Genomic DNA, 20,990 nt, shown 5'->3' with positions numbered 1-20,990 from the left:
GGCGGGCGGCGGGCCCCGGTCGTGGGGTGTCAGCGCCGGAAGAGCGGCTGCTCGTCGTCGGAGGCGCCGGGCGGCAGCAGGGCCAGATCCAGTCCGCGCACGAGCCGGGCGCGCAGCACCTCGTCGGCGGCCACCGCCCGGGCCAGCCGCTGGGCGGCCCCGGCCGGGTCCGCGTCGGGGGCGAGCCCGAGCGCGAGGGTGGCGTCGGTCTCCGCGGACGGCACGAGGCGGGCCAGCAGCACCGCCGGCTCGGCGTCGAGCAGGGCGCGCAGGGCGTCCGTGACGGCCGGGTCGGCGAGCGGATCGGCGCTGGTGCGGCCCTCGGCGAGCGCGCGCAGGGCGGGGCCGGTGAGCTGATAGGTGACCGGGCCGGCCAGGTCGACGACGACGGTGTCGGCCTGCTCGTGGTGGGCGGCCAGCAGGGCCTGCGGGAGCGGGACGGCGACCGGGCGGGCGTCGGCGCGCCACCGCTGGAGGGTTTCCATGGAGGTGAAGGCGGGCAGGGCCCGGCGGCCGTCCGGGGCCTGGAGGGTGGGGACGGCCATGTCGCTGGTCTTCTCGCGGCGCATGCCGTCGGGGCCGGTCTCCACCTCCCCGAGCACGGCCACCACGGGGACCAGGACGCGCGCCCCGGCGAGCGCCGCCAGGAGTTCCGGCTCGGCGCCGCGGTCCCGTGCGTAGGCCGCCAGGGCCGCGGTCAGTGCCGGGTCGGCGCTGCCGTCGTCGTCGGCGAATCCGGGGTCGGGGATGTTCTTCTGCACCCCGTGAGCGTATCGGCCGGGGGTGCCGGATCCGCGGGCGGTCCGGTGGGGTGCGGGGCGGGTCCGGTCAGGTCCGGGTGCGGCGGCCGCGCCAGAGGACGACGGCGGTCGCGACGAGGACCAGCCCGGCGGCGCCGGCGGCCCAGGGAAGCCGGTTGACCGGGCCGTCCGCGGCCTGGCCGGCGGTGGGCCCGGGGCCGAAGTAGCGGTCGCCGTAGGCGGCGGGCGACGGCTTCTGCGGGGTGGGCTTGACGCCGTCCGCCGCCTCGATCGCGGCGGCGGGGTCGATCAGGCCGGCGCCGTAGTCGTCGTCCCGGCCGCCCTCGGGGGTGTCCTGGGCGGTGGAGGTGAGCAGTTGGCGGATCTGGGCCGGGCTCAGGTCGGGGTGGGCCGAGCGGATCAGGGCGACGGCGCCGGAGACGAAGGCGGCGGCGGGGCTGGTGCCCCAGCCCGACAGGTAGCCGCTGCCGGTGTCGGCCATGACGATGTCGAAGCCGGGGGCGCTGACCGTGGCGTACCAGTGGCGGGTGGAGAAGCGGGCGCGTGCGCCCACATGGGTGACGGCGGTGGCCGCGATGACGCCCGGGTAGGCGGCGGGGTAGGAGACGTGGTTGCCCTTCTGGCCGCCGTTGCCCGCCGAGGCAACGACGGGGATGCCCTTGCCGAGGGCGTACTGGATCGCGGCGTCCTCGCGGGGCTCGGGGTGCGCGGACTCGCTGTCGTCGCCCAGGGACATGTTGATCACGTCGGCGCCGTGGTCGGCGGCCCAGCGGATGCCGTCGGCGAGCGCCCCCGCCTTCTGGGTGCGGGCCCGTTCGCGCTGCGGGTCGTCGTCCTCCAGGATCACCCGGACCGGCAGGATCCTGGCCTCCGGGGCGAGCCCGAGCACGCCGTCCTGGCGGCCGGCGCCGTGGCCGTGCCCCGCGATGATGCTGGCCATTCCGGTGCCGTGCTGGGCCCAGGCGCGGTCCCCGGGGCGGGCGCCGAAGCCGACCAGGTCCTGTTCGGGCAGTACTTGGCCGTCGAGGTCGGGGTGGTTGGCGTCCACCCCGGTGTCCAGGACGGCGACGGTGACGCCCTTGCCCTTGGTGGTGCGCCAGGCCTGCTGGGCGTGGACGGCCTGCAGCGCCCACTCCTGCGCACGCAGGGCATCGGCCCGTGCGGGGACGGCGGGCAGCACCGCGAGCGCGGCGCAGGCCAGTGCGACGGCGGCGGCGCGCGGCGCGGTCCTGGTCATGACGAGGCCTTCGTGGTCCGCGGGGTGCCGCCGGCCGCCTTGCGGAAGTCGGTCCCGATGCGGTCGGCCAGGCCCTTGGCGTCGTGGCCCAGGCCGGATTCGGCGGGGGCGGTGGTGGCGCCGGGGCGGGTGGCGGCCTCGGCGGGCTGCGGCCGGTCGAAGGGGCGGCCGTCGGCGAAGCCGGAGACGGCGTAGACCACGACCGGGATGTCGGTGAGCACCCGGACGGTCCAGCTGACCCGCTGGGCGCGTCCGAAGTCCCGGGCCGGGGTGTCGCGAGCGGCGTACGGCAGCGGCATCAGATCGGTGCGGGCGCCCAGATTCCCGGTGCTGAAGCGGGTGTTGAGGGCCGTCATCCCGGGCTGGTCGGCCTTGGTGATCTGCGCCCCGACGGTGATGACGCTGCTGCGGGTGGCGTCGACGTAGGTGGCGCGCAGCAGGCGGACGCAGCCGGCGCGGGCGAGCGCCTCGGCCAGCTTGGGGTCGTAGGCGCCGGCGCAGCCGCCGTCGGGGGCCACCGCGATCCGGCTCCAGGTCCGGTCGGCGCCGCCGGGGCCGGCGCCGAAGCCGTCCACGGTGCGCGGGAAGAGGGTGTCGACGGGGGTGCTGTGCCAGACATCGCGGCCCCTGGCGAAGGTGGCCGCGGCGTCGGGGGTGGCGCCGGCGGCCTCGTCGGTGAGCCAACTGCCCGCCGCCGCGCCGCCGATGAGGCCGACGCCGAGGACGAGGCAGGCCGCGGCGGCCAGGGTCCGGGCGCCGGGGCGGCCCGCCGCGGGGCGGTGCGCGGGCCCGCCCGGCGCGGTGGCGGCGCCGGCCGCCGCGGGCCGCTCGGTGCCGGCCGGCGGGCGGACGATCCCGTTGGCGCCGCTGTGCTCGTGGGTGTGCTCGGCGGGCTCCGCGCTCGCCGCGGCGGCGGCCGCCGCCGCGGCCCCGGACTCGGGCAGCGGGGCGGAGAGGATCGCGGCGATCTCCGGGCGCGGGGCGGGCGGCGGGGCGCAGGGGCCGCCGATCTCCTTGGCGCGCACCGCGCGGGTGATCCAGGTGCGGTCCAGCACCCGCCGCTCGTCGGCCTCGGCGACCAGGTCCTCGGACTGGTTGTAGTCGCCGTCCGCGGCCTGGACGGCCCACAGGTGGACGGCGACGCCGTGCTCCTTCGCCGACATCAGCCCGGGCAGCAGATCACCGTCGCCGGTGACCAGCACGATGTCGGAGCAGGCGCGGTTGCGGGCGAGTTCGGTCAGCTCGGCGTGCATGGCGGCGTCCACGCCCTTCTGCGCCCAGCGGCCGTCGCTGCGGGTCAGGGCGCCCAGCCGGACGGTGACCCGGGGCATCACCCGCAGCCGGCGGTGCTCGGGCTGCGGGACGCGGTCGGGGGCGCCGTCGAACCAGTAGATACGCAGCAGCGGGCGTTCGGTGTCCGCCCCGGCGCGCTGGCGCAGGCCCTGGATGAGGGCGGCGTGGTCAACGGTGATCCGGGACCGGGCGGGCTCTCCGGCGAGCAGACTCGCGGCGGCACCGAGCAAATACCCGGCGTCCACCAGGACGACGCAGCGATCCACGTTCCACCCTCTTCCTGAATGAGGTGCTGAAAAGTCCGGTCGCCCCCCGGCTCGGCCCATGGCACGAGTTTTCTTCGGCTTTCCTTGGAGTCTGCCCGACCGTACGGGCGTTATCAGCCCGAACTCGATCATCGGCGTGGCGGATTCGGCGGGGATCCCGGGTACAGCGTGTGATCGGTCGCTTTACGCACGGTAATTGCCCGAAATGCAGGCGTCTGTCCGTCGTGTAAGTCTGGTTCCGGCCCGGATCCCGATTCCCCACCAGGAGGCAAGATCATGGCCAAGGACAAGAAGCAGGACCGCAGCCGGCAGCAGAAGACGGCATCCGCGGCCGAGCGCGGCCAGCAGGAAGCCCAGCGCTCCAGCCTGGAGGCGCAGTCCCAGGCCCGCTCCCAGGCCCAGGGCAGCCCGGCAGATGTTGCACGCAAGCACCAGCGGCGCTTCGGTCACAACTGACATCCACCGCACGGCAGTTGAGGGGCGCGCCCGCGTCGGGCGCGCCCCTCGGGCACTGGTGGGTGTGGTCCGGACGACGCCCCCTGGGTCGCCGTCCGGCGGCGGTCAGCCCGCCAGGCAGGACGGGCCGAGCAGCACCTTCAGATCGCCGAACAGCGAGGGGTCGGGCGTGACGCGGTGCCGGTCCAGCCGCAGCAGCGTCGTCTTGCGCGCCCCGAGCAGCTTGATCCGCACCTCGGTGGCGCCGCGGTGGCTGCTGAGCACCTCACCGAGCTTCTCGACCATCGGCGGGGTGACCTTGACCGTCGGAATGGTGATCGTCACGGGGGCGTTGGTGCCCGCCTCGGAGAGGTCGGGGACCATCATCTCCATGGCGACCAGCCGGGGGATGTCCTCCCGCTTGTCGAGCCGGCCCTTGACGAAGACCACGGTGTCCTCGACGAGTTGGGTCGACACCAGCTGGTAGGTGGCCGGGAAGAACATGCAGTCGATGGAGCCGGCCAGGTCCTCGACGGTGGCGATGGCCCAGGCGTTGCCCTGCTTGGTCATCTTGCGCTGGAGGCCGGAGATGATGCCGCCGATGGTGACGATCGAGCCGTCGGAGTAGTCGCCGCCGGTGAGCTGGGAGATGGCGGCGTCCGCCTTGTCGGACAGGACGTGCTCCAGGCCGAAGAGCGGGTGGTCGGAGACGTAGAGACCGAGCATCTCGCGCTCCTGGGCGAGGAGGTAGGTCTTGTCCCACTCGATGTCCGAGAACTCGATGTCCAGGCCGAAGCCGGGGCCCTCCTCCGCGCTGTCTCCGGCCATGCCGCCGAAGAGGTCGAACTGCCCCTCGGCCTCCTTGCGCTTGACCTGGACGACGTTGTCGATCATCGGCTCGTAGTGCGCCGTCAGGCCCTTGCGGGTGTGGCCCATCTCGTCGAAGGCGCCGGCCTTGATCAGGGACTCGGTGGTGCGCTTGTTGCAGACGACCGCGTCGACCTTGTCGAGGTAGTCGGGGAAGGAGGAGTACTTCCCCTTCGCCTTGCGGCAGCGGATGATCGAGTCGACGACGTTCTGGCCGACGTTGCGGACCGCGGTGAGGCCGAAGAGGATCACGTCGTCACCCTGGGCGGCGAAGTTCGCCTCCGACTCGTTGACGTTCGGCGGCAGCACCTTGATGCCCATGCGCCGGCACTCGTTGAGGTAGACCGCCGACTTGTCCTTGTCGTCGCGCACGGACGTCAGCAGCGCGGACATGTACTCGGCCGGGTAGTTGGCCTTGAGGTAGGCGGTCCAGTAGGTGACCAGGCCGTACGCGGAGGAGTGCGCCTTGTTGAAGGCGTAGCCGGCGAACGGGACCAGGACGTCCCACAGGGCCTGGATGGCCTGGTCGGAGAAGCCCTTCTTCTTCGCGCCCTCCTGGAAGAGCACGAAGTTCTTCGCCAGTTCCTCGGGCTTCTTCTTGCCCATGACGCGGCGGAGGATGTCGGCCTCGCCGAGGGAGTACCCGGCGATGATCTGGGCGGCCTTCTGGACCTGCTCCTGATAGACGATCAGGCCGTGGGTCAGGCCCAGGACCTCCTTGAGCGGCTCCTCCAGCTCCGGGTGGATCGGGGTGATCTCCTGGAGGCCGTTCTTGCGCAGCGCGTAGTTGGTGTGCGAGTCCATGCCCATCGGGCCGGGGCGGTAGAGCGCCGAGACGGCGGAAATGTCCTCGAAGTTGTCGGGCTTCATCAGCCGCAGCAGCGAGCGCATCGGGCCGCCGTCGAACTGGAAGACGCCGAGGGTGTCGCCGCGGCAGAGCATCTCGTAGGTCTTGGGGTCGTCCAGCGGGACCGAGAGCATCTCCAGGTCGACGCCCTTGTTCTTCTTCACCATCTTGACGGCGTCGTCCATGATGGTGAGGTTGCGCAGGCCCAGGAAGTCCATCTTCAGCAGGCCGAGCGACTCGCACTGCGGGTAGTCCCACTGCGTGATGGTGACGTTGTCGGTGTGCCGCACCCAGACCGGGGCGTGGTCGACGATGGGCTCGCTGGACATGATCACGCCGGCCGCGTGCACACCCATCTGACGGACCAGGCCCTCGACGCCCTTGGCGGTGTCGATGACCTTCTTGACGTCCGGCTCGCTCTCGTACATCCCCCGGATCTCGCCCGCCTCGCTGTAGCGCGGGTGCTTGGGGTCGGTGATGCCGCTGAGGTCGATGCCCTTGCCGAGGACGTCGGCGGGCATGGCCTTGGTGAGGCGGTCGCCCATCGCGTACGGGTAGCCCAGGACGCGCGCGGAGTCCTTGATGGCGTTCTTGGCCTTGATCTTGCCGTAGGTGCCGATCATGGCGACCTTGTCGGCGCCGTACTTCTCCGTGACGTACCGGATGACCTCGACGCGCCTGCGCTCGTCGAAGTCGATGTCGACATCGGGCATGGAGACGCGCTCGGGGTTGAGGAACCGCTCGAAGATCAGTCCGTGCGTGATCGGGTCGAGGTCGGTGATGCCCATGGCGTACGCCACGATCGAGCCGGCCGCGGAGCCGCGGCCGGGGCCGACCGCGATGCCGTTGTTCTTGGCCCACATGATGAAGTCGGCGACCACGAGGAAGTAGCCGGGGAACCCCATCTGGATGATGATGTCCATCTCGTACTCGGCCTGCTTCTGGCGGTCCTCGGGGACCCCGCCCGGGAAGCGGCGCTTCATGCCGACCCGGACCTCCTCCTGGAACCAGGTGACCTCGGTGAAGCCCTCCGGGATGTCGAACTTCGGCATCAGGTCGCGCTTCTCGAACATCCCGGCGGGGTCGATCTGGTCGGCGACCAGGCGGGTGTTGGCGCAGCCCTCCTGCCAGGCGTCCGAGGAGTCGATGGCGTACATCTCCTCCGTGGACTTGAGGTAGTAGCCCGTGCCGTCGAAGCGGAAGCGGTCCGGGTCGGAGAGGTTCTTGCCGGTCTGGATGCACAGCAGCGCGTCGTGCGCGGTGGACTCGTGCGCGTAGGTGTAGTGCGAGTCGTTGGTGACCAGCGGGGGGATGCCGAGTTCCTTGCCGATCTTCAGCAGGTCGTCGCGGACCCGGCGCTCGATCTCGATGCCGTGGTCCATCAGCTCCAGGAAATACCGGTCCTTGCCGAAGATCTCCTGATACTCGCCCGCGGCCTTGCGCGCCTCGTCGTACTGGCCCAGGCGCAGCCGGGTCTGCAGCTCACCGGAGGGGCAGCCGGTGGAGGCGATCAGGCCCTCGGACCACTGGGAGATGGTCTCCCTGTCCATCCGCGGCCACTTCGTCAGCCAGCCCTCGGCGTAGGCGTCCGAGGAGAGCCGGAAGAGATTGTGCAGACCGGTCTTGTTCGCCGCCCAGATGGTCTTGTGGGTGTAGCCACCGGAACCGGAGACGTCATCGCGCTTCTGGTGCGGCTGGCCCCACTGGATCTTGCGCTTGTTACGCCGCGACTCGGGGGCGACGTACGCCTCGATGCCGATGATCGGCGTCACGCCGGCCTTCTGCGCGGAGTGGAAGAAGTCGTAGGCGCCGTGCAGGTTGCCGTGGTCGGACATCGCGATGTGCGTCATGCCCATCTCGTTGGCCGCCTTGAACATGTCCGACAGCCGCGCCGCTCCGTCCAGCAGGGAGTACTGGGTGTGGACGTGCAGATGGGTGAACGGGGCCTTGGACGCGGCAGCCACAGCGGGGGACCTCCACAGAGCGGTCGGCGGGGCGCTCCCGGTGCGAGCCGGGGGCCGGGGGAACGGTGTCGAAGTCTACGACTCCTGACTGACAACCGGCGGGCACGCGCGAGTAGCCTCACCCGTTGTCAGTGACAGACCGCGACCCGATCGGTCGCGGCGCCCCGAACCGTTTTCCGCACTCCAGGAGGCACCCAGCGATGCCGTCCCAGCACGCCCCGGCGCAGGACGCCGAGCAGCGCGGCGAGGAGATCCTCGCCGTCTTCGACACCGCCTTCGGAGAGCTGCTCGCCGCCGACCCCGCGGCCTTCCGCGTGAAATTCCGGAAGATGGCCGCCTCCGCCTTCGCCTTCTACCGGGGGACGGCCTGCCTGTTCTACCGGGACCTGGAGGCCGGGGCCGCGGAGGGCGACGGCAAGGACAGCGGCCCGTATCTGGACGAGCGGACCGGCCGGGTGTGGATCCACGGCGATCTGCACGCCGAGAACTTCGGCACCTACATGGACTCCACCGGCCGGCTGATCTTCAACGTCAACGACTTCGACGAGGCCTACGTCGGCCCGTTCACCTGGGACCTCAAGCGCTTCGCCGCCTCGGTCGCGCTGATCGGCTACGCCAAGGCGCTCAGCGACAAGCAGATCACCGACCTGGTGCGCACCTACGCCGCGGCCTACCGGGAGCGCATCCACGCCCTGGCCTCCGGCGGTCCGAGCGCCGACCGCGAGGAGCTGCCGCCGTTCACGCTGGACACCGCCGAGGGCCCGCTGCTGGACGCGCTGCGCGACGCCCGCGCGCGCACCCGCTTCGCGCTGCTGGACTCGATGACGGAGATCCGCGACTTCGAGCGCCGCTTCGCGCCGGGCGGCGGCAGCGTCGAGCTGGACGCGGCCACCCGCTACAAGGTGCTCGCCGCCTTCGACGGCTATCTGGAGACGCTGCCCGAGTCGAGCCTGGACCGCCCGGACTCCTACCGCGTCAAGGACGTGGTGGGCCGCCGCGGCATCGGCATCGGCTCGGCCGGGCTGCCGTCGTACAACATCCTTCTGGAGGGCAACAGCGATGCCCTGGAGAACGATGTCGTGATCTACATGAAGCAGGCGCAGACCCCGGCCGTCTCCCGGCACCTCACCGACCCCGCGGTCCGCGGCTACTTCCAGCACGAGGGCCACCGCACGGTGATCTCCCAGCGCGCCCTGCAGGACCACGCCGACCCGTGGCTGGGGTGGACCGAGCTGGACGGGGCCGGCCAGCTGGTCGCCGAGATCTCGCCGTACGCGGTCGACCTGGACTGGTCGGACATCGACGACCCGGAGGAGATCGCGGCGGTGGTGGCCGACCTGGGGCGGGCCACCGCGACCATGCACGGCGCCGCGGACGACGAGAGCGGCCACTCGCTGGTGCCGTTCTCCACGGAGCGGGCCATCGACGCGGCCATCGCGGCCGACGAGGAGGGCTTCGCGGCGCTGCTGGTGGACTTCGCGCACTCCTACGGCGCTCGCGCCCGCGCCGACCACCAGATCTTCGTGGACCTCTTCCGCAACGGCCGGATCCCGGGCCTCTGAGGGACACGGACGGGACGCGGACGGGACGCGGACGGCAGGCCCGATATGTGCCGTACGCACCGCTTTTCCGGGTGCGTACGGCTCCGGGCCCCCTTAGCCACCGCTTATCCCGCCCCATGGCACACTCGGCTGCAATGGACACCTCGGCGGCACCTCTGCGGGCACTGCGCGCGGCGCTCTTCACGGCGCTGTGCGTGACGCTGTCCGCGGCGTCCCATGTGCTGCTGTCCCGTATGCCGCTGCCGCCGGCCACCGTCGGCGCGCTGTGCGCCGCCGTGTTCGTGATCGCCTACGCGCTGGCCGGCCCGGAGCGCGGCTACTGGCGGATCGCGGCCCTGCTGGTCCCCCTGGAACTCGCCGCCGACCTGGTCTTCAGCCTCGGTCAGCACGCCTGTTACGGGGAGGCCGGCGGCCCGCTGCACTCGCTGGGCGTGGAGCTGCTGTGCGGCGGCGCCCCGGTCGGCACCCCGCTGGCGGCGCCGCCCGGGCAGGGCCCCTCGCCCGCGGCGACCTGGGGCGTCCTGCTCGCGGCGCATCTGCTCATCGGACTGCTCGCGGCGGGCTGGCTGCGCCGCGGCGAGGCCGCGCTGCACCAGCTGCTGGGCGCGGTCGCCGGCTTCGCCTTCCGCCCGCTGCTGATCGCCGTCGCGGTCGTCGGCGCCACCGCCGCCCCGCGCCGCCCGGCACCCGCCCCGGCCCCTGCCGGACGCCCGGCCCGTACCGCCCCCCTGCTCGTGCACTGCGTGGTGCGCCGTGGGCCACCCTGCGCGCTCGCTGCGTGAGCCCCGCGCCCGCGCAGCCGGCGTCCCCGTGATCCGCGGGTGCGCCGCCGACCGCACGCACACCCCGTCCCACGGATTCCCACGGAGCAGGAACAGCCATGAGCAACCGCAACAACCAGGCCAACAAGCAGGCGGCGCGCGAGCGGCTGCGCGCCGAGCGTGAGCGGCAGGCGAAGAAGGACAAGGTCCGCCGGCAGCTGATCGTCGGCGGCGCGATCGTCGGCGTGCTGGCGATAGCCGGCGGCGTCGGCGTGGCCTTCGCCAACATGAACGGCGACTCCGGCGGCGGCGCCGCGGGCGGCGACGAGTGGGCGAAGGCGCAGAAGGCCAAGCTGGTCAAGCCGGCCAACACCGGTGGCGCCAACGGCACCACGGTCGTCATCGGCAAGAAGGACGCCAAGAACACCCTGAACCTCTTCGAGGACCCGCGCTGCCCCGGCTGCGCCAACTTCGAGCAGAACGCCGGGGAAACCGTCGAGAAGGACATCAAGGACGGCAAGTACAAGGCCTCCTACCACCTGGGCACGTTCCTCGACGCCAACCTCAAGGGCACCGGTTCCAAGAACGCGCTGAGCGCGCTGGGCGCGGCCCTCGACGTCAGCCCGGACGCCTTCTTGAAGTACAAGTTCGCGCTGTACTCGAAGCAGTACCACCCCGACGAGACCGGCCCGGACAAGTTCGCCGACGACAGCTACCTGCTCAAGGTCGCCGACACCATCCCGGCGCTCAAGGGCAACGCGGCCTTCCGCAAGAACGTCACGTCCGGCACGTACAACCGCTGGGCGCTGGAGATGTCCAACGCCTTCAACTCGTTCAAGGACGTCACCAGCACCCCGACCATCAAGCTCAACGACACGGTGCTGGGCACGGACAGCCCGCAGGGCAAGGTGGCCCCGTCCAGCGCGGCCGCCTTCACGTCCATGGTGGACAAGGCGCTGAAGCACTGAGGCACTGAACCACTGAAGCGCTGACGCGTCCGGCGGCCCGCTCCCGGGCCGCCGGACGCCCCCGGCCGGCGTGCGCTCCGCACGCCGGCCGATGCCAAATCTTGACCCGGGTTTTGGCCGTGCACATGGCAGACTCCCGCCATGCAGGCGACGGGAGTGCGCCCCGGGCCCCGGCCGGCGGCCGTGCCGGGGAATCAGCTCAGGGCGGTGCGGGCGGCGTTGTTCACGGCGCTGTGCGTGACCCTGTCCGCGGCCTCCCATGTGCTGCTCTCCCGCACCCCGTTACCGCCCGCGCCGGTCCTCGCCGTGACCGCCGCCGTGTTCGCCGCGGCCTATCCGGCGGCCGGCCGCGAGCGCGGCTGCGGCGCCCTCGCCGCGCTGCTGGTGCCGCTGGAGCTGGCCGCCGACACCGTCTTCACCGCCGGGCAGCACACCTGCTACGGCCGGGCCGGCGGCCCGGTCGCCGGCCCGCTGCACTCGGTGGGCGTCGATCTGCTGTGCCGCGGCGGCGGGTGGGGCACTCCGCTGGCGCGGGCCGCCGCCCCCGGGCAGGCGGCCCTGCCGGCGGCCGCCCCCTGGCTGCCGCTCGCCGCCCATGTCACGGTCGGCCTGCTCGCCGCGGCCTGGCTGCACCGCGGCGACGCCGCCCTGGACGCCCTGCTGCGCGCCACCGCCGCGGGCGCCGTCCGCCCGCTGCTCACCGCGGCCGCGGTGGCCGCCTCGGCCCGCACCCCGCCCCCGCGGCGGATCCGCCCGCCGCATCCGCTGCCGCCGGCCCACCCGCTCCCCCACCTCGTGCACTGCGTACGGCGCCGCGGCCCACCCGCCCCGGCCGCCTCCTGACGAGTCCGTACCAGCCCGCACACCCTTGAGGGGACCCCCACATGAGCAACCGCAACAGCCAGGCCGGCAAGGCCGCGGCCCGTGACCGCATCCGGGCCGAGCGCGAGCGCCAGAAGAAGAAGGAGCGGCTGCGCCGCCAACTCACCGCGGTGGCCGCGGTGGTCGGCGTGCTGGCGGTGGCCGGCGGCATCGGCTACGCCGTGCTGAAGGCCAACGAGCCGACGGGCTGGGAGGCCGCGAAGGAGGCCGAGCTCGTCACGCCCGCCCACACCCAGGGCAAGGACGGCACCGAGATCCTGATAGGTGACAAGAACGCCAAGCAGACCCTGGAGGTCTTCGAGGACGTCCGCTGCCCGGCGTGCGCGGCCTTCGAGCAGAGCAGCGGCAAGGCCCTGCTCAAGGACATCGAGGACGGCCGCTTCCGGGCCCGCTTCACGATGTACACCTTCATCGACGACGCCGAGGGCGGCGGCCAGGGCTCGAAGAACGCCCTGAGCGCGCTCGGCGCGGCGCTGAACGTCAGCCCGGAGGCCTTCTTGAAGTACAAGTCGGCGCTGTACTCCGTCAAATACCACCCCGACGAGCGCGAGGACCTCTACGCCAAGGACTCCGAGCTGCTCAAGGTCGCCTCCGACGTCCCCGAACTGAAGCACAACAAGGCGTTCGAGACGGCGGTCACCAAGGGCACCTACGACCGCTGGGCGACGGAGATGGGCGCGCTGTTCGGCCGCAAGGGCGTCAAGGGCACCCCGACCTTCATGCACGGTGACAAGAAGCTGTCGATGGACCAGATCCCGCAGCGCCAGATGACGCAGGCGCAGTACAACCAGCTCGCCCAGGCCAACTTCAACAAGATGATCGACAAGGAGTTCGGCCCGGCGAAGGGCACCGCGGGCGGCGGTGCGGGCAAGGGCGACAGCACGGGAGAAGGCGGATCGAAGGGTATCCGCGAGGGCGAAAAGGACCCCACGGGCGGCCGCTGAGTGCCTTTCGGACAACGGGCGGGCGAATTCCCGGGAATCCCGGGGATTGCCCTCCCGGTCAGGATTACCGGCCAGTAAGGTGAGCGCCCGTGACTGATCACGACCAGATCTCGCGCCGCACCGCCGTTACGGCCGTAGCCGCCACCGCAGCCCTCCTGCCGTTCGCCGGCGCCGCCACGGCCCACGCCCAAGGGGGCCGGGAACAGGGGCAGTTCTTCCAGCACGGCGTCGCCTCGGGGGACCCGCTGCCCGACGGCATCCTGCTGTGGACCCGCCTGACGCCCACCGCGGCGGCCACCCCGGGCTCCGGCCGGGGGCCGGCCACCAAGGTGAGCTGGGAGGTGGCGAGCGACAAGGACTTCGCGTCCGTCGTCGCCCGGGGGAACCTCACCGCCACGGCCGCCGCCGACCACACCGTCAAGGCGGACGTCCGCGGCCTGCGCCCGTCCACCCACTACTACTACCGCTTCACCGCCGGCGGGCAGCACTCCCCCGTCGGCCGCACCCTCACCGCGCCCGCCGAGGGCACCTCGGCGGGCAACGTCCGCTTCGGCGTGGTCTCCTGCGCCAACTGGGAGTCCGGCTACTTCTCCCCCTACCGCCACCTGGCCGCCCGCAGCGACCTGGACGCGGTGCTGCACCTCGGCGACTACATCTACGAGTACAAGTCCGGCGAGTACCCGGAATTCAAGTACGTCGTCCGCCCGCACTCCCCCTCGCACGAACTGCTCACCCTCGCCGACTACCGCATCCGGCACGGCGTCCACAAGACCGACCCGGACGCGCTGGCCATGCACGCCACGCACCCGGTCATCGCCATCTGGGACGACCACGAGTTCGCCGACAACGCCTGGAAGGGCGGCGCGGTCAACCACACCCCGGGCGCCGAGGGCGACTGGTCCACGCGGATGGCCGCGGCGAAGCAGGCGTACTTCGAGTGGATGCCGGTGCGCCCCTCGATCGCCGGCACCACCTACCGCAGGCTGCGCTTCGGCACCCTCGCCGATCTGCATCTGCTGGATCTGCGCTCGTTCCGCGACCAGCAGGCCAAGCCGGGCAGCGGCGCGGTCGACGACCCCAGCCGCACGATCACCGGGCGGGCCCAACTGGACTGGCTCAAGCAGGGGCTGGCGCGCTCGGACACCGCCTGGCGGCTGGTCGGCACCTCGGTGATGATCTCGCAGGTCGCGTTCGGGGCGATACCCGCGAAGCTGCTCGGGCCGCTCGCCGAGATCCTCGGGATCCCCAAGGAGGGCCTGGCGATCAACACCGACCAGTGGGACGGCTACACCGACGACCGGCACGAGCTGCTCAGCCACCTCAGCGACCGCGGCATCGACAACACCGTGTTCCTGACCGGCGACATCCACATGGCCTGGGCCAACGACGTCCCGCTCCAGGCGGCGACCTACCCCGCGACCGCGCCGGTGGCGACGGAGTTCGTGGTCACCTCGGTCACCTCCGACAACGTGGACGACATCCTGCACGTCGCGCCGCACACGCTCTCCCTGGCCGGCGTCGCGGCCCTCCGCGCGGCCAACCGCCATGTGAAGTGGCTGGACATGGACTCGCACGGCTACGGGGTGCTGGACGTCACCGCCGAGCGGACGCAGATGGACTACTTCGGGATCTCCGACAAGACCGACCCGGAGGCCACCAGCACCCTGCTGCGCTCGTACCGCACCCGCTCCGGCACCCAGCGGATGGAGCGGGCGGACCAGCCGGTGGGTTGAGCGGCACCGCTCCCCTTGTCACCGGCCCCGCCCGCCCGGCTCACAGCCCGGCGAGGAAGCCCTCCGCCACCTTCCACATGCGCTCCGCCGCCTCCGCGTCGTGGTCGGGCAGGTCGGGGTCGGTGAAGAGATGGCCGGCGCCGGCGTAGCGGTAGACCTCTACGTCCGCGCCGGCCCGGCGCATCTGGAGGTACCAGGCGTTCAGCCAGTCGTGCGGCTCGTAGGGGTCGGGGTCGGCGACGTGCAGCTGGACCGGCAGATCGTCGGCGGCGGTGTCCTCCGCGATGTCGGAGGTGCCGTGGAGCAGCAGCAGCCCGCGGGTCCGCTCGTCGCCCAGCGCGAGGTTCTGGGCCACCGAGCCGCCGAAGGAGAAGCCGGCGTAGACCAGCCCGCGGTCGGAGTACGGCGCCACGGCCGTGATGGCCCGCTTGAGCAGCTCGTCCTTGCCGATCTCGTCCTTGATGAGGATGCCGTCGGGGACCGTCTCCGCGGTCCGGCCGTCGAACAGGTCGGGAACGATCACCTCGTGTCCCGCGGCCCGCAGCCGGTCGGCCGCGGCGTGCACCGCGGGGCGCAGCCCGCACACCGAGTGGAACAACACAATCGTCGAAAGCCCGCTGGTCGGGGACTCGGCGGAGGCCGGCACTGACATCACTTCCCTGGGTTGGACCGATCTCCCCCCATCGTGCCAGTTACGGTCGGGGGGACCGGGTACCAGCACACCACAGTGCCCCGCACCCCACGGAGGAGGAGTCCCGTGTCACTGGAGGACGTACTGCGTCCGGTCGTCGTCATCGGCGGCTCGGTCCTGCTCACGCTCGTCCTGGTCTGGCTCGCCGACCGGGCCCTGTGCCGGATCGACGCCGCACACCCCGAGACCCCGCTGTGGGGACTGCTGCGGCGCTGCCGGATACCGCTGCAAGTGGCGCTGTGCACGGCGCTGTTGCGCGGCTCCTACGACGCGACCTCGGTCAAGCTCATCGACGACCACGCGGTGGGCATCGGCCGGACGCTGACCCTGGTGCTGATAGCGGCCACCGCCTGGCTGGTCGTCCGGGCCGCCGCGGCGATCGTCGAGTCGTCGTACTCGCGCTACGCGGCCGGCGCCCGGGACGCGGCGCGGGTGCGCCGGGTGCGGACCCAGGTGACGCTGATCCAGCGGGTGGTCACGGCCGTGGTGATCGTCGTCGCGGCCGCCTCGATGCTGCTGACGTTCCCGGCGATGCGGGCGGTGGGCACCTCCATGCTGGCGTCCGCCGGGCTGGTGGGCATCGTCGCCGGTATCGCCGCCCAGTCCACCCTCGGCAACCTCTTCGCCGGACTGCAGATCGCGTTCGGCGACATGGTGCGGATAGGGGACACCGTCGTCGTGGACGGCGAGTGGGGCACCGTCGAGGAGATCACCCTGACCTTCCTGACCGTCCGGACCTGGGACGAGCGCCGGATCACCATGCCGGTGTCGTACTTCACCGGCAAGCCGTTCGAGAACTGGTCGCGCGGCGGTGCGCAGATGACCGGCACGGTGCTGCTCCACCTCGACCACAGCGCGCCGGTGGAGAAGATGCGGCAGCGGCTGCTGGAGATCCTCCAGGAGTGCCCGGAGTGGGACGGCCGGACCTGGAGCCTGGTGGTGACCGACACCACACCGTCCACGATCGTGGTCCGGGCGCTGGCCACCGCCCGGGACGCGGACACCCTGTGGACGGTGCGCTGTGTGGTCCGCGAGCGGCTGCTGGAGTGGCTGCGGGAGGAGCACGCCTACGCGCTGCCGCGGCTGACCACCGCGCCGGCGCAGATCGACCTGCCGCCGGCCCGCCGGGGCCTGTCGAAGGACGCGGACCCGGCGCACGGCTGAGCGCCGGCCGTCAGGGCGTGCCGCGCAGGCTGCGCACGTCCAGATGCCGCAGCACCCGGTCGACGATCTCCGGGTCGGCACCCGGTTCGCTGCGGGCCGCCAGCACCTCGTGCCGGGCGGCGGAGAGCATCTCGCCCTGGATGCGCTGCACCTTCTTCATCCGGGCGATGCGCTTCTCGAAGAGCTCGCGCCGCTCGTCGTCGACGATGTCCGGCGCGATCCGGGCGCCCATGTCGTGCGCCCGGCGGGCCAGCTGGTCGCTGATCTCGTCGGGCAGCTCCTCGACCTCCAGGATCTCCTTCAGCCGGTGCTTGGACGCCTTGATCACCCGCAGCGCCAGCTCCCGCTCCAGCGCGTCGACCGCGTCGGTGTCGGCCCGCACCCGCAGCCGGCGCACCAGCCAGGGCAGGGTCAGGCCCTGGATGATCAGGGTGGAGAGCACCACCGCGAAGGCGATGAAGAGGATGTCGTCGCGGACCGGGAAGTCGTCGCCGCCGTCGATGGTGTACGGAATGGCCAGCGCCAGCGCCACCGAGGCCACCCCGCGCATCCCCGACCACCACATGATGAGCGTCTCCCGCCAGCTCATCGGGATGTCCTCGTCGTAGTCGCGGCGCTTGTGCATCCGCTTGGCCAGCCAGGCGGCGGGCAGCAGCCACAGCAGGCGGACCCCGACGACCACCCCGACGACGGCGGCGCCGGCGCCCAGCAGCTGGCCCCAGCGGTGCGAGGCGGCCGCGAAGATGTTGTGCAGCTCCAGCCCGATCAGCCCGAAGGCGACGCCGGTGACGAGGGTGTCGACGACCTCCCAGAAGGTGTAGCCGGCCAGCCGGCCCATCACGTCGTCCGCGTCGACCGCGTGCTCGGCCAGGAAGAGCGCGCAGGTCAGCACCGCCAGCACACCCGAGCCCTTGAACTCCTCGGCCAGGACGTAGGAGACGAACGGGACCAGCAGGGTCAGCCCGATCTGGAGCGTCGGATCGCCGAGCAGCCCCATCAGCTTGTTGGTGACCCAGCCGAGCGCCAGGCCGACCGCTATGGCGACCACCGCGGACAGCACCAGCGAGCCGAGCGCGCCGGGCACCGAGAAGGTGCCGCTGACCGCCGCGGCGAGCGCCACGTGGTAGAGCACGATCGCGGTGACGTCGTTGAACAGCCCCTCGCCCTCCAGGATGGACACCATCCGGCGGGGCAGTCCGAGCTTGCCGGCGACCGCGGTCGCGGCGACCGGGTCGGGCGGTGCGACCAGCGCGCCGAGCACCACCGCGGCGGCCACCGGCATACCGGGCACCACCGCCTGGGCGACGGCGGCGACCGCCGCGGTGGTGGCGAAGACCAGCGCCACGGCGAGCAGGAGGATCGGCCGGATGTTGGCGGTGAACTGCCGCCAGGAGGTGCGCTGCACGGCCGCGTAGAGCAGCGGCGGCAGCACCACCGGCAGGATGAACTCGGGCGGCACCTCGACGTTGGGCACGAACGGCAGCAGCGCCAGCACGGCACCGGCCAGCGTCATGAGTACCGGTGACGGGAGTCCCAGCCGGTCGCCGACCGGAACCATGACCACGGCTCCGAGCAGAAGGACGAACATCAGAGCCAGCTGGTCCACGGTGGCTACGCTCCGGGGTGGTCGGATTCGATCACTTTCCGCCCCAAGACTGCCATGGCGCTGACCAGGACCGGCCGTGGCGGTGTCCGTTGTGTGTCAGTTCGCTACCGTGCGGGCCCCGCGGCGTCAGCTGCTCTCGTCCCGCACGGTGTCCAGCGCCCGCTGCAGATCGTCCGGGTAGGCGCTCTCGAACTCCACCCAGCGGCCGTCGGAGGGGTGCTCGAAGCCCAGCCGCATGGCGTGCAGCCACTGCCGGGTGAGGCCCAGGCGCTTGGCGAGGGTGGGGTCCGCGCCGTAGGTCAGGTCGCCGGCGCAGGGGTGGCGGTGGGCGGCCATGTGCACCCGGATCTGGTGGGTGCGGCCGGTCTCCAGCTTGATGTCGAGCAGGCTGGCCGCGCGGAACGCCTCGATCAGGTCGTAGTGCGTGACCGACGGCTTGCCCTCGGCGGTGACCGCCCACTTGTAGTCGTGCTGCGGGTGCCGGCCGATGGGGGCGTCGATGGTGCCGCTCATCGGGTCCGGGTGGCCCTGGACCAGGGCGTGGTAGCGCTTGTCGACCGTGCGCTCGCGGAACTGCTGCTTGAGCAGGGTGTAGGCGCGCTCGGACTTGGCGACCACCATCAGGCCCGAGGTGCCGACGTCGAGGCGGTGCACGATGCCCTGGCGCTCGGCGGCACCGGAGGTGGAGATGCGGAAGCCGGCCGCGGCCAGGCCGCCGATGACGGTGGTGCCGCTCCAGCCGGGGCTCGGGTGCGCGGCCACCCCGACCGGCTTGACGATCACCACGATGTCGTCGTCGTCATGGACGATCTCCATGCCCTCGACGGGCTCGGCGACGATCTCGACGGGCGGCGCGGCCTGCGGCATCTCGACCTCCAGCCAGGCGCCGCCGTGCACCCGCTCCGACTTCATCACCTCGGATCCGTCGACCCGGACCTTTCCGGCGGCGGCCAGCTCGGCCGCCTTCGTACGGGAAAAGCCGAACATGCGGGCCAGCGCGGCGTCGACGCGCTCGCCCTCCAGGCCGTCCGGTACGGGCAGGGTGCGGATCTCGGGAACGGTGCTCACCCCACGAGTATGGCAGTTGCACCACGGTGTCCTGCCCGGCGGTCGCGGGCCGCCCGATCGGCGGCCCGGCACCCCTGCCCCGCCGCTCCGGTCAGTCGTGGTGGACGGTCCCGTCCGGGTCCAGGCCGCGGAAGGACAGGATCACGATCAGGATGCCGCCGCAGACGATCGCGGAGTCGGCGAGGTTGAAGACCGCGAAGTGCGCGGGGGCGATGAAGTCGACGACCGCGCCCTCGAAGACCCCCGGCGTGCGGAAGATCCGGTCGGTGAGGTTGCCGAAGGCACCCCCGAGCAGCAGCCCCAGCGCGATCGCCCAGGGCAGGCTGTAGAGCTTGCGGGCGATCCGGGCGATCACCACGATCACGGCCGCCGCGATGAAGGTGAGGAAGATCGTCAGCGCCTCGCCCATGCCGAAGGCGGCACCGCGGTTGCGGATCACCGTGAACTGCAGCAGCGTCCCGATGACCTCGATGGGCGCGTGGTGCTCCAGCTTCGCGACGACGAGGAGCTTGCTGCCCAGGTCGAGCACGTAGACCAGCAGCGCGACCAGCAGCAGGGCGAGGATCCGCCGCCTGCCGCGGCCGGCGCCCGGCCCGGCCTGCGCCGTGCCGTCCTCCCCGGTGCCCGTCGTGGGGTCCGCCCCGGTACCCGGTTCGGGTTCCGGCGTGCCGGTGATGCGTTCCGCCTCTGCCACGTGTGAGTCCCTCAGCCCGTCGTCTCCACGGCCGGGCCCCGCCCGGCTGAACCACGAGAGTACGGCACGCCTCCCCCCGCGCGGGGGGTCCGGGTGCCGTCCCACGACGCCCCCGGCCGGCTCAGCGGCGCTCCTGCTTCTGCTTGCACTCCACGCACAGCGTCGCCCGCGGGAAGGCCTGCATCCGCGCCTTGCCGATGGGGTTGCCGCAGTTCTCGCACAGCCCGTAGGTGCCCGCGTCCAGCCGGCCCAGGGCCCGCTCGGTCTGGTGGAGCATCTCGCGGGCGTTGGAGGCGAGCGCCATCTCGTGTTCACGGGTGATGTTCTTGGTGCCGGTGTCGGCCTCGTCGTCGCCCGCGCCGTCACCGGAGTCGCGCATCAGCCCGGCGATGGCGTTCTCGGCCGAGACGATCTCCAGCCGCAGCCGCGCCGTCTCCTCCATCAGCTCGGTGCGGGCCTCGGCCACCTCCGCGGGCGTCCAGGGGTCCTCACCGGGCCGCACGGCCAGCTCGCCGGGCGCCGCGGCGGTCTTGACCGCCGGTCCGGCGGAGCCCTTGCCGTGCGCCCCGGCCGTTGCGGCCGCAGTCTTCTTCGCCACCACCGTTTTGGCTCCCGTCTTCTTAGCGGGCACCGCGGCCGTCCTGGCCGGAGCCTTCTTCGCGGTCTTCGCAGTCTTCTTCGCGCTCTTCTTCGCGGTCGTCCCGGCCGCTGTCCGCTTCGCGGCGGCCTTCTCGGCGGCCTTCACCGGCGCCGCCTTCTCGGCCGCCTTCTTCGCCGGTGCCGCCTTCTTCGCCGTGGTCTTCTTCGCCGCCGCCTTCTTCGCCGCGGTCTTCTTCGGTGCAGGCCGCTTCGCGACGGCCTCGTCGGCAGGCGTCGTGCTCTTCTCCGCGGCGGTCTTTTTCGCCACCATGGCCGCGACCCCTTCACCTATGTGACTTTGTTCGCGAATCGTGACGGGAACGATAAATCGCCACACGCCACGCGGCAACGGGACGCACCGCCCGCGCACCCCCGCCACCGGCCCGGACGTCCGCTCTGTCTCGGTTGTGCCCCGCCGCCCGCCCGGTAACCCGACCCCGCGGGCCGGCACCCGTCCGCTCGCCATTCGGGTCACGCGCGGGCGCACCGCGGGGCCGGTCCACGCTCCGTGGTGCGCCCGCGCCCGGCCCGCCCGGACCCCGCCGGAAATCCGGTCGGCCCCGGTCGGCGCGGCCCCGTACACTGGGCCCAGCGAGAGGCATTGACGG

General features: G+C 72.2%; 17 protein-coding genes and 1 pseudogene. 9 read left to right on the top strand and 9 right to left on the bottom strand.

Translation table 11 applies throughout. The features are described from left to right. Positions 1-29: 29 nt before the first annotated feature. The 3 genes and pseudogenes from IEY78_RS14930 to IEY78_RS35265 form a co-directional block, all read right to left on the bottom strand. A complete protein-coding gene (locus tag IEY78_RS14930) occupies positions 30-761 on the bottom strand; it encodes an SseB family protein (RefSeq protein ID WP_189098388.1) in 732 nt (243 codons plus the stop codon). Positions 762-828: 67 nt separating this feature from the next. Then, a complete protein-coding gene (mycP, locus tag IEY78_RS14925) occupies positions 829-1,998 on the bottom strand; it encodes a type VII secretion-associated serine protease mycosin (protein WP_189098387.1) in 1,170 nt (389 codons plus the stop codon). 788 nt (positions 1,999-2,786) lie between these two features. Continuing rightward, a pseudogene (locus IEY78_RS35265) lies at positions 2,787-3,617 on the bottom strand (NYN domain-containing protein); the annotation flags it as partial. A gap of 216 nt (positions 3,618-3,833) precedes the next feature. On the opposite strand from IEY78_RS35265, the gene IEY78_RS14915 reads away from it, so the two are divergent. Beyond that, a complete protein-coding gene (locus tag IEY78_RS14915; RefSeq protein ID WP_189098386.1) occupies positions 3,834-4,013 on the top strand; it encodes a hypothetical protein in 180 nt (59 codons plus the stop codon). Positions 4,014-4,118: 105 nt separating this feature from the next. Here IEY78_RS14915 and dnaE read toward each other — a convergent pair whose 3' ends face one another. Then, positions 4,119-7,670 (bottom strand): DNA polymerase III subunit alpha, encoded by a 3,552-nt coding sequence (gene dnaE / locus IEY78_RS14910; RefSeq protein WP_189098385.1) that lies wholly within the window; start codon positions 7,668-7,670, stop codon positions 4,119-4,121. 200 nt (positions 7,671-7,870) lie between these two features. Here dnaE and IEY78_RS14905 point away from each other — a divergent pair, with 200 nt between their 5' ends. From IEY78_RS14905 to IEY78_RS14880, 6 genes are all read left to right on the top strand, one after another. Beyond that, entirely contained in the window at positions 7,871-9,232 is a 1,362-nt protein-coding gene (locus tag IEY78_RS14905) for a DUF2252 domain-containing protein (protein ID WP_189098384.1), read from the top strand. A 134-nt stretch (positions 9,233-9,366) separates the two neighbouring features. Beyond that, a complete protein-coding gene (locus tag IEY78_RS14900) occupies positions 9,367-10,014 on the top strand; it encodes a hypothetical protein (RefSeq protein ID WP_189098382.1) in 648 nt (215 codons plus the stop codon). A 98-nt stretch (positions 10,015-10,112) separates the two neighbouring features. Further along, the gene (locus IEY78_RS14895) at positions 10,113-10,961 is read left to right on the top strand and encodes a thioredoxin domain-containing protein (protein WP_189098380.1); all 849 of its coding nucleotides are present in this window, start codon (positions 10,113-10,115) and stop codon (positions 10,959-10,961) included. Between the two features lie 141 nt (positions 10,962-11,102). Next, positions 11,103-11,804, top strand: a complete 702-nt coding sequence (locus tag IEY78_RS14890; protein ID WP_189098379.1) for a hypothetical protein — start codon at positions 11,103-11,105, stop codon at positions 11,802-11,804. Between the two features lie 41 nt (positions 11,805-11,845). Further along, positions 11,846-12,787 (top strand): thioredoxin domain-containing protein, encoded by a 942-nt coding sequence (locus IEY78_RS14885; RefSeq protein WP_189098377.1) that lies wholly within the window; start codon positions 11,846-11,848, stop codon positions 12,785-12,787. An 89-nt stretch (positions 12,788-12,876) separates the two neighbouring features. Further along, entirely contained in the window at positions 12,877-14,520 is a 1,644-nt protein-coding gene (locus tag IEY78_RS14880) for an alkaline phosphatase D family protein (RefSeq protein ID WP_189098375.1), read from the top strand. A 40-nt stretch (positions 14,521-14,560) separates the two neighbouring features. On the opposite strand, the gene IEY78_RS14875 is transcribed toward IEY78_RS14880, so the two are convergent. Beyond that, positions 14,561-15,172, bottom strand: a complete 612-nt coding sequence (locus IEY78_RS14875; protein ID WP_189098373.1) for a dienelactone hydrolase family protein — start codon at positions 15,170-15,172, stop codon at positions 14,561-14,563. Positions 15,173-15,283: 111 nt separating this feature from the next. Between IEY78_RS14875 and IEY78_RS14870 the strand changes: the two genes are divergently transcribed. Next, positions 15,284-16,375 carry a mechanosensitive ion channel family protein gene (locus tag IEY78_RS14870; RefSeq protein WP_189098512.1) on the top strand — a complete coding sequence of 364 codons (1,092 nt, stop codon included), beginning with the start codon at positions 15,284-15,286 and terminating at the stop codon, positions 16,373-16,375. 10 nt (positions 16,376-16,385) lie between these two features. Here the strand turns inward: IEY78_RS14870 and IEY78_RS14865 are convergent, their stop codons facing one another. The 4 genes from IEY78_RS14865 to IEY78_RS35005 form a co-directional block, all read right to left on the bottom strand. Continuing rightward, entirely contained in the window at positions 16,386-17,981 is a 1,596-nt protein-coding gene (locus IEY78_RS14865) for a Na+/H+ antiporter (RefSeq protein WP_189098371.1), read from the bottom strand. Positions 17,982-18,107: 126 nt separating this feature from the next. After that, positions 18,108-19,049, bottom strand: coding sequence for an RluA family pseudouridine synthase (locus tag IEY78_RS14860; RefSeq protein ID WP_189098369.1), 942 nt, complete (start codon positions 19,047-19,049; stop codon positions 18,108-18,110). A 91-nt stretch (positions 19,050-19,140) separates the two neighbouring features. After that, complete coding sequence (gene lspA, locus IEY78_RS14855; protein ID WP_189098367.1) at positions 19,141-19,743, bottom strand: signal peptidase II; 603 nt, start codon at positions 19,741-19,743, stop codon at positions 19,141-19,143. A 121-nt stretch (positions 19,744-19,864) separates the two neighbouring features. Beyond that, positions 19,865-20,341: a TraR/DksA family transcriptional regulator gene (locus IEY78_RS35005; RefSeq protein WP_308426898.1), complete on the bottom strand. Its 477-nt coding sequence runs from the start codon at positions 20,339-20,341 to the stop codon at positions 19,865-19,867. Between the two features lie 7 nt (positions 20,342-20,348). Here IEY78_RS35005 and IEY78_RS35000 point away from each other — a divergent pair, with 7 nt between their 5' ends. Next, the gene (locus IEY78_RS35000; protein WP_308426897.1) at positions 20,349-20,678 is read left to right on the top strand and encodes a hypothetical protein; all 330 of its coding nucleotides are present in this window, start codon (positions 20,349-20,351) and stop codon (positions 20,676-20,678) included. Positions 20,679-20,990 lie beyond the last annotated feature (312 nt).

The sequence above is a fragment of the Streptomyces kronopolitis genome (assembly GCF_014646275.1).
GTDB classification, from domain to species: domain Bacteria; phylum Actinomycetota; class Actinomycetes; order Streptomycetales; family Streptomycetaceae; genus Streptomyces; species Streptomyces kronopolitis.
Note: the sequence above shows the minus strand (reverse complement) of the source record. Positions and strands in the feature narration are given on the sequence as shown.